The sequence below is a fragment of the Anaerovibrio sp. RM50 genome, assembly GCF_000622005.1.
Lineage (GTDB): Bacteria > Bacillota > Negativicutes > Selenomonadales > Selenomonadaceae > Anaerovibrio.
This window is the reverse complement of sequence record NZ_JHWV01000028.1, coordinates 1-12,126: the sequence shown is the minus strand read 5'-3', so window position 1 is coordinate 12,126 and position 12,126 is coordinate 1. Positions and strand designations below refer to the sequence as shown.

Genomic DNA, 12,126 nt, shown 5'->3' with positions numbered 1-12,126 from the left:
AATTGGCCGCAGCAGTTACCTGGTCAGCCAAGGTCATGGCATCGTACAACATATTTTTTACGGGCATGGCTGTATGAACCTCTGACTGATTTTCCACACCCAAAATACAATATGCAGCTTTACCGTCCGTTTTAGTCAAAACCTTCAGCACATCCCTGTACTTTTGAGTTGGCACCGCCGCCCCGTCAGAACCATAGGGAACAACAACACTTGTGGTATCCATATCCCGCAGTTCACTTGGTAACACAACCTCAGAGCCATGAAAGCAAAAGCCGTTAAACAAATCTGCAAATCTTGCCGGATTTCCCATATAGTCCTTGGTAATGGAATCTTTCTTACCCAAAATAATACCCCATTTCTTATGATTTTTCCATATATCATATATATTCTCTATAATAATTACCCTTCGCCGCCCTGTCACCTCATAATATTATTGTATTTTATAATTCATTTTAACATTATTACCTAACGTAATCAATATTTTTAATTTTTAAAAGTGATTGGACAATACTCTTAATGTAAAAAAATCCCAGATGATTTTATCACCTGGGAATTTTAGTTTATAGTTCTTATAATTATCGTCACGCCTTATATTTCTCCCACAATAACTATATAAATCACTAAAATCCAAATTTTCTTTCTGAATCCCTCTCTGGCCTCCATCTTTCAGCATATTCCCAATCTAGCGCCTCAGGCGGATTCATTACCTGTTTGTATCCCTCGTACATCATCTCACATAATAGTTGCGTTGACACATAGCCACAACCACCGCCAAATGCTGGTATCACAATACTTTTTATACCATTTTTCAATGCAGTAATCAGGCTTGTTCTCATACATTGATATATCACCAATGGATCTTTTATTTTAGATGGTATTATCATAGTTGGTGTATGAATAAGTTGTATCCCACGCAACCCAGTTTCAATAATAAAACTTGTTCCAACAGGCTGCTCACCGTAATAGTAATCAAGAATATATTGCTGAACTTTTTTCTGTAACTCCCACCCAAAGTATTTGGATATAGCCAGATCATATCCACCATCCATCAATCCATACGAATTGGCTGGAGATACAACACATTCTATATCAGTGTTGTCCATAAAATGGGCAAAATTATCACATACGGGTACAACTTCCCTATATTCCCCAAAATACAATTTCCACATATCAACAGTTTTAGTATGTTGATCTAATAAATATACCTTCATAAGATTGCCACCCTTTTGGCATCGCCTTTGATAACACATGTTTTAATAATGCCCTATGTTCGCCTAACCAATTGGGAGAATTTTGGCTTTTTCAAGTTTTTATTAGTAATCCGCAACACCATCGCCAATAAATGCTCTTGCCATTTGAGATAGCAATTTTTTCACATCCTTGGCAAATAATATCTTTACTCCCTTTTCTTTTGCATAATTTACCAAATCTTCATTTAATTCAGCTTCGGCCTTTGTAATAATAAGATACTTATCAATCAACATAGCATCTTCTTCTTTCAAAAAATAATCATTTGCCTTGCAAATTTGATCTACAGGATCCTTTCCAACATTTTTGTCGTAATCCTTCACCTGGATAGCAATAACATATGTATCGTTAACTATACCAGGTATTCTGATTATTATATCAGCACCGTGATTATTTTCTGTCTTATTGCTGGTTGTTTCAATATTGTAACTATCGGGAAGCATTCTTTTAAATCCCTCACTAAGGATATACTCCCATTCAGAGGCTTGAGTATCATTATTAAGTGACACATAAACATCATCGGCAATCTTATTCTCATCAAATGCGTCTTCTACACGTTTTCTGAAACGTTCTTCATATGTGGTATTATTTCTTAGCTCTGTATCAGGTGTCTCTAAAATTTTATTGATTTCATCTTTACATCTATTAATATTCCAAAATCTGGAACGTCATTTTAAGGTCTCACGAATAGTTCCACCTACATTGTCATTATATCGTGAAAAACATTTCCTAAATTTCACAGGGAAAATATGTCCGTAATCTCCTATTTTAGGATCTATTGTAAACTCATATCCGTTGTAAAAATCATCCGTTGCTTCAACTATCGCAATCTCATCCCACCCCTCAATACGTGGAACTAACAGAATATCTCCTTTTTTTACTCTATTAATAATTGGAAAATTTCTTCTTGCAGATACGTCTACATTATTACCTTTCAAATTTTGTGATTCATTAAATCCCCATCCTTGACGCAGACGCCCATCTCGTATTTCCTTATAGAAATAATCTCTAGCATTAGTATCAATACGATACCCCCAATAGTTAGGCATAATTTTCCCTCCCAACATATAATTTGATTATCAAACAGCTAACGACGACATGGCCATTACTTCTATTTAACACCTAATATTTCCTGCCATATAAAAAAATATTATCCTACAAGTGTTATGGATTCTCTTATGTTCTGAATATCCCTGAAGGTCAGTGTTTTCTTATCTATCAGCCCTTTCACGACAGCATCTAAGAATGCTCTATTATCAAGTATTATCTTTTTTGCTTTACGGTATAGACGCTCAGCTTCTAAAGATATTGCCCGTACTGCCCGCTCCTTTTCATATTCGGCTTCGCAAAACTTGCTGGCATTTTCAAAGCCATATATTCCTAAATCTAAAGCATCATCTATAAGGCTAAAAATATTATTAATATCAGATTGACAGCCCATATCAATTTCACCAGATACAATCTCTGTTGCAGCCCTTCCCCCAAAACCACACAACACATTATATTCCCACATTTTATATGTTGTATTCTTTTTAATATTTTTCCTGCACCGTGTTATTCCACCAATGCCAGTTGAAATATCAACACCACGAACAGATGAAAAATTGATACTGCCTGGCTCTAAGATTTCGCTTACTACTATATGCCCGGCTTCATGGAGAGCAATCATTTTCAAGGTTGATTCATCATATTCTGACAGAGCTGGAGGAGCGTTAAAAATCAGTTGCAGACAGGCATTAGTCAAATCCTGCTGGCAAATTTTTTCTCTGTTTTCAAATCCGGCATAAATACCAGCTTCATTAATAACCGTTTCCAATTTGGCACAGGACTCACCTTCCATCATTCTTGCTACCAATTCCACATCAATATCTTCCATGGTTTCCATTTTATCAATATACTGTTCAATTATCCGCACCCCATCCTCATATTCAGGAGCATTTACACTAATAATCTTGTCAAATCGACCAACCCGCCGTAAAGAGTCGGGCAGACGATGTATATTATTTACAGTAGCTAATGTAAACACACCAAGCCCTTTACAATCATCAATGCATGACTGTATGGTTACATATTCTTCGGCATCAGGATGATTTGCATCCTCATTGGCAAATTTATCCATATCATCGAGAAAAACAATGGCCAGTTCCTCAGTTTTTGCCTGATCAAAAACATCCTTGATTTCATTCACAAAAACTCCATTAGGTTTATCTTTTCTAAGGGTAAATACCTTGCAGCCGGACTCGGCAATAAAGCATTTTGCCATCAAAGTCTTGCCTAATCCTGGCTTACCTTCCAGTAAAAGTCCGCTAGGGATAGCCACACCCAATTTTTCATACTTCTTTGGGTTCTTCAAAATATCGCAATACCTTTTCAATTCCATTTTTATGGATTCATAACCTATAACCTTGTCAAATGCATTCATTTTCAGCACCTCCGCCTTATAATCATTCTTTTCTTTCTTGGGCACAGTATATCAGAGTCGATGTACATTTAATTGCACATAAAAGCTCCCAGATGATTATCTCTAATCACCTGGGAGCTAGATGTTGACTACTTAATCCGATTCATTGTTATAATAAAAAGCTTTAATTCTTGGTGGAAGATTATATGAAGTTTTCTCATTTTTAAATATCTCGTTATATGTTAATAACTTATCCAACACATGTATTTGTTCACATCTTTCATTAAACATTTTTTCAGCCAATACCTTGTATTTTTCCGCATATCTACTCTTCAATGCCTCATATTTTTCCGCATCTTTTTCTTCATCTCTGCGCTTCAATGCATCTGTAAAATCAAATATTATTTCTCCGAGTATAACAACAGCTCCATTCTTAATCTTACCTTCAACGACATCTTGGATTTCTGTTTGTCTAAATTCATCAGCTTCTTTATCATAATAATTTCCATCAATAATATTTCTTATCCCACAATAGTGGGAAATCATCTGCTTTATTCCCTCAATATAAAATAGTTTTTCACCTTCTTTTACTACCATATCAAATTTAGAGTCAGGATTTTTTTTATTGTCTTCTGTTTTTAATCCTAACTCACCTAAGCCTTTATACAGTTTTTCCGTATATTTATTTTTTAGATAATCCTTCGATATTCCACTACTTTTTCCTGCATCTAAATATTCAGAAAATTTGCTTTCCAAGAATAGTACAACATTTTCTTTACTATCCACATCTACCCCGCTAAGCACCACATCCATATTTGATGGGCTACCTATTACAGGACTTTTAAATTCAAATACAGATTTAGTAAATTTTACCTTTCTTGGCAAATCATTATTATTATGAGTTTTTAATTCGATTGTAAGAGGATTCTTCTCCGTGACATTATAAAAATGAAGCAATGCACATAAGGAGGATGAGTGAAGGGTATTAATCTTATTATCCTCTCCCCCAGAACCACTTATTGCCATAGAATATTTTTTCCTGAATAGGTATTTTCCCTTTATTTCAAAGATATCAATTAACAATGATGCCTGTGAAAAACTGTATGAATTAGAAGAAAATTTATTTTTGTACCAAGTATGCTCTAACACATCACCAAAAGAAAAATCAGACTCCTTCCATAATGCTTCGTATAACTTCTTGTTTTTCCCACTCATTTTATCAAATTCTATTTTATCCATAACCAGTCCCTCCATTTCATAAATTCATAATCTCTTATAAAAGAAGATTACATAAATCATCAAGAAGAAAATTATAACCTTCATGGTTTATAGCCCCACTTCATTAATTCCTCATCACTTAATTCCAAAAAATCCTCTAAAGTATCTGCATCCAACTGATAAAGAACTTCCTCCATAATAACGCCCTCTTCCCTATCAATCAGTTTGGCCATAACCTCGTCAGTCAGCTCATGAATCGGAAAATAATGGCGCTTAATGTATTTCTCCCAACCTAATTTCTGTCTTCTTCTGTTATTCAATTTTTATTGCTCCTTTTAAAGCCTCAGCGGCTAAATAAACCGTAATATTCATCCCTGTAAGTTCAGCATGAGCCACCACTTTTGCCAGCCCGCTTTCCAGTCCCCTGATATTGCTGTCAATATTCTGAGCAATATAATCCAATACATCGGTAGAAATCTCAATGTGTTCAGCAGCACACATATTCTGCAACAGGGCAATTCGCTCCTCCAGTGATGGTTCCTTTATTTCGACAATCATACCAGCAGCAATTCTGGAAATAAGTCTGCCATCAATTCTCTCTATTTCCCTTGGTGGACAATTGCAAGATATAACGATCTGCTTATTGGCTTCTTTTAGTTCATTGAAAGTGTTAAGAAATTCATTCTGGGAGCAAACCTTTAAGCACAAGTCATGAAAATCATCCATCAGCAGAAGATCAACGTTTCTGTATTTCTTTCTAAAAGCCTCATTAGCATCATCACGAAAGGCATTAATACGCTCTCTGGTAAAATTTTCACCTGTGGTATACAGCACTTTCTTTTCAGGATTATTTTTCAGTGCCTCATTACCTATGGCCTGCAATAAATTAGTCTTGCCCATACCAACATTGCCATATAAATACAACGGATTAAATTTATTACCAAGGTTCCTGGCCACCTCTAATGCTGCACTATAAGCCACATGATTAAATTCCCCATCCACCATAGATTCAAAGGTGTATTTTGGATTTAGAGGCAACCCACAATTACCAGTTATTTGATTAATTAAATCTATTCTGCCTGCATCATTAATACCAATGGTAATCTCGATTTCCAGCTTGGCATTTTCGCTTGCATTCTTCAGAATATCCACATACCGTCTTAAATCAATCTTGAATTTCTCTCTTCCAATTACATTCTTAAAGCCATTCATTTTGCGCACCTCTGATTAACTATGTGATTTTTTCTACATTGATTGGCAAATTCCTTTTAAAAAATACGGCAGCAAAAACCCTATATTTTTCTTGGCGCTATAATATCAGAGCAAATGTACATTTAATTGCACACAAAAACTCCCAGATGATTATCTCTAATCACCTGGGAGCAGATGAAGATTATATTGATTGTCCTTATGTATAAAAATTTCATTATAGGCTAGTTTCAATTTCACTAATCCTATTTAATGTTTCTTTTGCAGAGATAAACAAAATGCCTGTACCGCCGGCATTTTCCCACTCTTGGATATTTTTCTCATAATCATCTATCAGAATGCAGTCTCTCCCAGTAACATAGTTTTTCTTTTCTTCCCTATAAACTATATTGACCTTGATATGCTCACCAAGATTTCTTTGTACCCATTCTATTTTATCATTATCAGCTGTGGTGATACCTCTCCTTGGCTTAGGAATACCACTTAGGATTTCACAGGCACCCGGATATTTTTTATCAAGCTGCTGAAACATCTCTTTGGAGTCAGGGCAAAATTCCAGCTTATTATAAAAATGGCCCACATTTTTGATGGCTTCAAAGAGCCGGTCATCATCACCTTTATTTTTATTGCTCTGATCAACTGGCTCCATTCCGCATAATTCTCTTACGCCACGGTCAAAATCTGCCAGCACTCCGTCCAGATCAAAATATATCTTTTGTATTTTCATAGATTTGTCTCCCATAGACCTTAAACCAATTACATTTTTCTACGAAAATTTAAACCTTCATAAACACGCACCGGATTTCCCCGCACGATTTCATAATGTCCATGACGTGCGTCGCTGATAGCCTTTGCCCCAGCCTCCATTTGGCGTTGTGCAAGCAATTCTTCCATCTTCTTAATGGCTATTCTTCTATTTGCCTGCTGGGTCCGCTCCTCAGTGGCGGTCACAACCAATTCAGTAGCAATATGGGTTAGACGCACCCCTGTTTCCACCTTATTAACGTTTTGTCCGCCCTTGCCTCCACAATGAAAATACTCAATTTTGTAATCGCTGTTTTCATCGGCTGCTTCCGCCTCTGGCAATACCTTCACCTGAATGTACCAGTTTTTACGTTTATGATGTGGACGGAAGGGACTCTTACAAATCCATGCAATGGTTCCCTCCAAGCCAGAAACATCTTGGTCTGTTTCCATAATGACAGAGCAAAAACAATCCTTATTATGCCCCATTACAGAGGAAATCAGTTTCATATTGGGATATTCCCCTTTAATAGCCTCGGAAAATAGTGCCACTGCCCTTTCACATTCTGCGGGGCCCTGCCCCGAACTTATTTGTATACGCATAACTAATCTTTAATCATCCCGCCCGGCCTTGAAGTTATATACCGGTCGCAATATTTCTGTAATCTCAACGGTATCATTTATAGCTTCCCGTATTTCCTCCATGCCACGATAAGCAAATGGGGCCTCATCCAGCGTATCCCTTGATATGCTTGGTGAGTATATTCCCTTCATTTCCCGTTTAAAGTCTGAAACGGTGTAATTATTGGCTACATCCACACGCTTCATTATTCTGCCGGCACCATGTGGGGCAGAGTAATTCCAGCCTTCATTTCCTTTACCTTTACCCAGCATTACCCCTTCTTTCATGTTAATCGGGATAATTACTGGCTCATCCTGTCTTGCTGAAATTGCCCCTTTTCTTAAAATTGGCTCTTCGCCCCTAAAATCCACATAATTGTGGTGGCAGGACAGTTGATCTTCAATTTTCCATTTCATTCCCTTACAGATCTCATCAATCATAATCTGACGATTCAGTGCCGCATATTCCTGCACAACAGCCAAATCATGAAGATATGCTTCCATAAGTGAACCATCCAGCCAGGTCATTTCATAAGGAGCATTTTCGCCCTTTGCTTTTAAAACTTTTTGCCCTTCCGAAAGGTAGTATTCCGTAAGCTCCTTACCCAAGTGACGGCTCCCAGAGTGTATTGTAATATATGTATTTTTATCACTATCAACATCAAGCTCAATCATGTGATTTCCGCCGCCCAATGTTCCAAGGCTGCGCATTGCCCGTTCCTTGTTTATATGCTTTGCAGCATCAAGACGGCCAAAATCAAATTCTTCAGCAAGGTGATGCACCTTTGTACGTATCCTGCTTCCTGCTGGTACGTTCTCCGTTATAACCTTATCAAGGCGTGGATATTCGGGTCTAAACTTTTTAAGCTTTGCCACTGTCAATCCACAACCAATATCTATGCCAACAACTTCTGGCAAAATACGGTCACCCAGAGTCATGGTAAGCCCGATGGTACAAACCTTTCCCGGGTGAACATCGGGCATAACACGAATTTTGCTGCCTCGTGATGCTTCATTATCCGCCAATAATTTAAGCTGGGCTTTGGCATATTCATCCAATGCAGTAGCATCGTTATCGGTCGCATAAACAATGGCTTCGCTGTATGTTCCCTGAATTTTTATCTCTCTCATTAAACCTCCTTTGGCATTTTAGTATTACTTATCCTGCATTTTTAGTAATTCTTCTAGTTCCGCAGCATCTTCAGCAGTTTCTGCATGTTGTAGGGCATACTTTAGTAGTTCTTTTCTTGCTGCATCCTCTTCAGCCCTTTCTTCAGGACTTTTATTTTGTTCAAGCATGAGCCACTTTTCTTGACCTTTGCGCCACATCTTAGATGATTCAGTTTCGCGTTTTTCCATCTCAAGTAATGCTTTTTCCAGTTCTGATACTTCATAACCTGGGTCAAAATCGTCATCTTCATCCAAGGCTTCCGGTGTATATTCTGATTGATCTTGATTGGAAACAACAAGCTCTAGCTCATCTGCAGAAAACGTTCCTAACTGTCTGCCTGTTGACACAAAAAATCGCTTATCCTTCAATCCCGATTTCATTATGTTCACCTCCGCATTATTACAACGTATACTTATTATTCATATCCTGAATCGTCTTTGCCAGTTCCTGGCGCAATTCATCAGGGGCCACGACCTCAACTTTGGAGCCATACTGTAGGGCCCAGTAAAACATGGCATTGTAATTGCATTTTACGCTTACTACAATCTCATCATCTTTTTTCTCAATGATACTGAATTCCTTCCCAAACCAATCAATAAGATCATTCATCATTGAAACGGTAGTCTTTAGTTTTACAGGAACACTCTCGCCACAAAATAAATAGGTATGTTCCGCCATATGTTTAGGAAGATTAAATCCATTTTCCAGACCTTCCACTTCTTTAACCGGCTTTATAGGGATATCAGTCATTTTAATATCAGTAATCCGGTCAATTCTGAAATGGGTAATGCCCTGATACCTGTCAGTGCTGCCCAATAAATAGTATCTGCCATTACTGGCCACCATCTGATACGGGCTGACAAGATAAGGGCTGTGCTCTCTGGGATGAAGCTTAAAATCCGTGCCATAGGAATTATATGTAAACTCCACCTTCTTCTTTTCCTCTATGGCATCATTAAGTGTGTCTACAACTATCATTACCTGTTTATTGTCCGTATGATTCAAATCCGGCAAGGCAATTACATGGGAAACCTTTGGCTTAAAATATTTGTTGCCCAAGGCTTGCAGTTTGTCTATTAACCTTTTTCCCTGGGTTGGAGAAATATGCCGGGAAAACAGAACGCTGTCAATGAGCATCCGCAATTCTGCATTTTCAAATTCCCGACTGGCAAAGTAATAGCCATCATCCATGCAGATGTCATACCCCAGATCAATCAAATCAAGCACATTTGACCTAACTGATCGTCTGTCACAGGTGATATCATAATCCCTCTTTAAAATACGAAGTATTTCCTGCTGGGAAAGATGATGATTCTCATCCGTATACTGCTGTAAAACTTCCAATATCAGAAGTATCAGTAATTTTTTTCTGTCATTTCCGTACATGATTACTTTTCCTCACTAGCATCATATATAGCATATAGCCAGTCCAACGTAGTCTGATATTCTTTATTAATAATTTTATTGTAAACATTATCAAAGAATTTTTTATTTGTATTCATGTTATATATTTTTTCTATCATTTTTCTTTTTGCATCCAATTGACCATAATGTATTTGATTATGACAATTTGAACAAAGTCTAATAATATTTCTTGGATCATCGATTTCCTGTATTATTTCAGGATGGCCTTTTGGAGTACCATTTTTATCTTTTGCATTAGTACCTTGACTCCTATGTATAAAATGATGAAGTTCCAAATAAGGAAGACCATTTTTAGCCTTAAATGTAATATGTTGCGAATTATTTATTGAACTTTTGAATAATGCACAGTGCAACTTTTTGTTTAACTCATTTTCTAAATCTTTAAGTTTTAACCTACCAATCCCCTTGTAAAAACAATCCTCCAGTTTTTTACGAAGATCTTCATCACCAACAGTTTTACCCTCTGCAATTCTGCCATCTTTAAGCCGACGTTTATTAAGATTCATCTTTATCCCATAGTCACGTAACACTTCACGCGTGAAATGCGGATTTTTTGAATTATCCCAATTTATGCTCTCTAATTCTTTAATAGCATAACATTGAACGCCATCTGTATCCTTGACATTTTTATTTGCTATAGTCCCCCGTAGCATAATTCTGGCAGTGCCATCGGGTAGATTAGAATAATAAATATAGCATACATCACCAATGTTTATATCTTTAGGATCTTTTGGCTTCATTCCCCAAAGTACATTTCCATTATTATCACAAGCTTCTTTAAATAATTTTTCAAAATTGAAATTCATATAATTCGCTGGAAAAATAAAATAATTTCTCTCCATACTAAATTCCCCCTAAGTATATACGTCATTTTAAAGTTATATCATGCACAATCACATAATTAGTCAATAAGCATAGCACACTCTCTGTCAAATTCATGCCATGCGGCCGATGGTGTTTTACTTGTCACTTTAAGAGTTAGTCCAGTTTTAACTGACCGGACAGTATATACCTCCCTAGGTTTAATTCCTCCATTATCATTAATAACCATTCTTAAGTGATGTACAACGGGTTTAGTTGCTACAATGTTACCATCTGCATCCAATAACTCATAACTGTCGAGAAATAAACCACCCATCATAATACGCAGCCTCCTCTCTAATGCGAGTTGCAGCTCATCTTTGTAATGTCATTATAGCAACGTTGCTGTACAAAAAAATGTACCATCAATACTTGATGACATATTTCGTCATCATATAATTTATTCCTGCAAATTATTACTTATCGTATATACTTTTTTAACATACCTTTAATATAATAATTCCAGATATTTTATATCGACATAAAAAAAGAGACTGGCAGCCACCAGTCTAAAAATTCATATTGATATTGCTCGAACTCAATTGAGCTTCAGAAGCACACCTTTTAAGAAGTTTATATCTTACTCCCAATTTTTTAATCCTGCTATTTTTAAGGCTTCCTCTTCACTAATTTTATCGTACTCAAAATCATAACCAAACAGCACAGGCATATACCCTACATCCTCCCAAGACTTAGTCTTGAAATTAAACCTATACGTATGATCGCATTCAACAACCTTATATAATACGTAATCCCCCTTAGAAATATGACAGGCCCAAAACCCTTCTTTTCCGTGTATTAATTGCTCCTCAGTAACTGTTACGTTTCCGTCCGAATCAACCAATCCAATGTTTTCAATATACATAGCGGTCTCCTTTCTTAATATGCCTATCCTTTACATTTCCTAATGTCATTATAGCAACGTTGCTGTACAAAAAAATGTACCATAAATACTTACTTAATAATACTATTCTTCGTCAGATCGTTTAATCCAGCAATTATTTAATTTAACTTTCCCTATCACTCATGTTTCTCATCCCAAGCACATCCGCATTTTTCTTCTTTTATATTATTTTCCTGCAAAATATTGATATAATGGCTGCGAATATTCTGGAATGAATGAACAAAGCCCTAGAGTAAACATTTCAAAAATCCTGCATAATTCCTCCTGAACATAAAGTCTATTGTAATATTAGCTATTTTGAAATATAATATAATTAGCTAATAT

At 36.5% G+C, this 12,126-nt stretch carries 15 protein-coding genes and 1 pseudogene; all 16 read right to left on the bottom strand.

Going from position 1 to position 12,126, the window contains the following annotated elements; genetic code table 11:
• Positions 1–343 (bottom strand): annotated as a pseudogene (locus tag T525_RS0110815) (hypothetical protein); the annotation flags it as partial.
• A gap of 277 nt (positions 344–620) precedes the next feature.
• Positions 621–1,211, bottom strand: a complete 591-nt coding sequence (locus T525_RS15055) for a macro domain-containing protein (protein ID WP_051533564.1) — start codon at positions 1,209–1,211, stop codon at positions 621–623.
• A 102-nt stretch (positions 1,212–1,313) separates the two neighbouring features.
• Entirely contained in the window at positions 1,314–1,757 is a 444-nt protein-coding gene (locus T525_RS16080) for a restriction endonuclease (RefSeq protein ID WP_156945761.1), read from the bottom strand.
• Between the two features lie 159 nt (positions 1,758–1,916).
• Entirely contained in the window at positions 1,917–2,297 is a 381-nt protein-coding gene (locus T525_RS16075) for a hypothetical protein (RefSeq protein ID WP_051533562.1), read from the bottom strand.
• A gap of 101 nt (positions 2,298–2,398) precedes the next feature.
• Positions 2,399–3,670, bottom strand: coding sequence for an AAA family ATPase (locus tag T525_RS0110800; RefSeq protein WP_027407213.1), 1,272 nt, complete (start codon positions 3,668–3,670; stop codon positions 2,399–2,401).
• Between the two features lie 132 nt (positions 3,671–3,802).
• Positions 3,803–4,888: a hypothetical protein gene (locus T525_RS0110795; protein WP_027407212.1), complete on the bottom strand. Its 1,086-nt coding sequence runs from the start codon at positions 4,886–4,888 to the stop codon at positions 3,803–3,805.
• 80 nt (positions 4,889–4,968) lie between these two features.
• Positions 4,969–5,187: a hypothetical protein gene (locus tag T525_RS0110790; protein ID WP_027407211.1), complete on the bottom strand. Its 219-nt coding sequence runs from the start codon at positions 5,185–5,187 to the stop codon at positions 4,969–4,971.
• On the bottom strand, positions 5,180–6,079 hold the full coding sequence (locus T525_RS15045; protein ID WP_051533561.1) for a chromosomal replication initiator protein DnaA: 900 nt from the start codon (positions 6,077–6,079) through the stop codon (positions 5,180–5,182). Before T525_RS15045 ends, T525_RS0110790 begins: the two co-directional genes overlap by 8 nt.
• Before the next feature lie 214 nt (positions 6,080–6,293).
• A complete protein-coding gene (locus tag T525_RS0110780; protein ID WP_027407210.1) occupies positions 6,294–6,803 on the bottom strand; it encodes a hypothetical protein in 510 nt (169 codons plus the stop codon).
• A gap of 29 nt (positions 6,804–6,832) precedes the next feature.
• On the bottom strand, positions 6,833–7,423 hold the full coding sequence (gene prfH / locus T525_RS0110775; protein WP_027407209.1) for a peptide chain release factor H: 591 nt from the start codon (positions 7,421–7,423) through the stop codon (positions 6,833–6,835).
• Between the two features lie 9 nt (positions 7,424–7,432).
• Complete coding sequence (locus tag T525_RS0110770) at positions 7,433–8,572, bottom strand: RNA-splicing ligase RtcB (protein ID WP_051533560.1); 1,140 nt, start codon at positions 8,570–8,572, stop codon at positions 7,433–7,435.
• Between the two features lie 24 nt (positions 8,573–8,596).
• Positions 8,597–8,992: a hypothetical protein gene (locus T525_RS0110765; protein WP_027407207.1), complete on the bottom strand. Its 396-nt coding sequence runs from the start codon at positions 8,990–8,992 to the stop codon at positions 8,597–8,599.
• A 19-nt stretch (positions 8,993–9,011) separates the two neighbouring features.
• Positions 9,012–9,998 (bottom strand): YafY family protein, encoded by a 987-nt coding sequence (locus tag T525_RS0110760; RefSeq protein ID WP_027407206.1) that lies wholly within the window; start codon positions 9,996–9,998, stop codon positions 9,012–9,014.
• A gap of 2 nt (positions 9,999–10,000) precedes the next feature.
• Entirely contained in the window at positions 10,001–10,879 is an 879-nt protein-coding gene (locus tag T525_RS0110755; protein WP_027407205.1) for an HNH endonuclease signature motif containing protein, read from the bottom strand.
• A 59-nt stretch (positions 10,880–10,938) separates the two neighbouring features.
• Positions 10,939–11,178 (bottom strand): hypothetical protein, encoded by a 240-nt coding sequence (locus T525_RS0110750; RefSeq protein ID WP_027407204.1) that lies wholly within the window; start codon positions 11,176–11,178, stop codon positions 10,939–10,941.
• Between the two features lie 300 nt (positions 11,179–11,478).
• Entirely contained in the window at positions 11,479–11,763 is a 285-nt protein-coding gene (locus T525_RS0110745) for a hypothetical protein (RefSeq protein WP_027407203.1), read from the bottom strand.
• Between the last annotated feature and the right edge of the window lie 363 nt (positions 11,764–12,126).

Coding starts and splice junctions, on each gene's coding strand:
- T525_RS15055 (WP_051533564.1), bottom strand. CDS start 1,211: ATGAAGGTATATTTATTAGATCAACATACTAAAACTGTTGATATGTGG.
- T525_RS16075 (WP_051533562.1), bottom strand. CDS start 2,297: ATGCCTAACTATTGGGGGTATCGTATTGATACTAATGCTAGAGATTAT.
- T525_RS0110800 (WP_027407213.1), bottom strand. CDS start 3,670: ATGAATGCATTTGACAAGGTTATAGGTTATGAATCCATAAAAATGGAA.
- T525_RS0110795 (WP_027407212.1), bottom strand. CDS start 4,888: ATGGATAAAATAGAATTTGATAAAATGAGTGGGAAAAACAAGAAGTTA.
- T525_RS15045 (WP_051533561.1), bottom strand. CDS start 6,079: ATGAATGGCTTTAAGAATGTAATTGGAAGAGAGAAATTCAAGATTGAT.
- T525_RS0110780 (WP_027407210.1), bottom strand. CDS start 6,803: ATGAAAATACAAAAGATATATTTTGATCTGGACGGAGTGCTGGCAGAT.
- prfH (WP_027407209.1), bottom strand. CDS start 7,423: ATGCGTATACAAATAAGTTCGGGGCAGGGCCCCGCAGAATGTGAAAGG.
- T525_RS0110770 (WP_051533560.1), bottom strand. CDS start 8,572: ATGAGAGAGATAAAAATTCAGGGAACATACAGCGAAGCCATTGTTTAT.
- T525_RS0110765 (WP_027407207.1), bottom strand. CDS start 8,992: ATGAAATCGGGATTGAAGGATAAGCGATTTTTTGTGTCAACAGGCAGA.
- T525_RS0110760 (WP_027407206.1), bottom strand. CDS start 9,998: ATGTACGGAAATGACAGAAAAAAATTACTGATACTTCTGATATTGGAA.
- T525_RS0110755 (WP_027407205.1), bottom strand. CDS start 10,879: ATGGAGAGAAATTATTTTATTTTTCCAGCGAATTATATGAATTTCAAT.
- T525_RS0110750 (WP_027407204.1), bottom strand. CDS start 11,178: ATGATGGGTGGTTTATTTCTCGACAGTTATGAGTTATTGGATGCAGAT.
- T525_RS0110745 (WP_027407203.1), bottom strand. CDS start 11,763: ATGTATATTGAAAACATTGGATTGGTTGATTCGGACGGAAACGTAACA.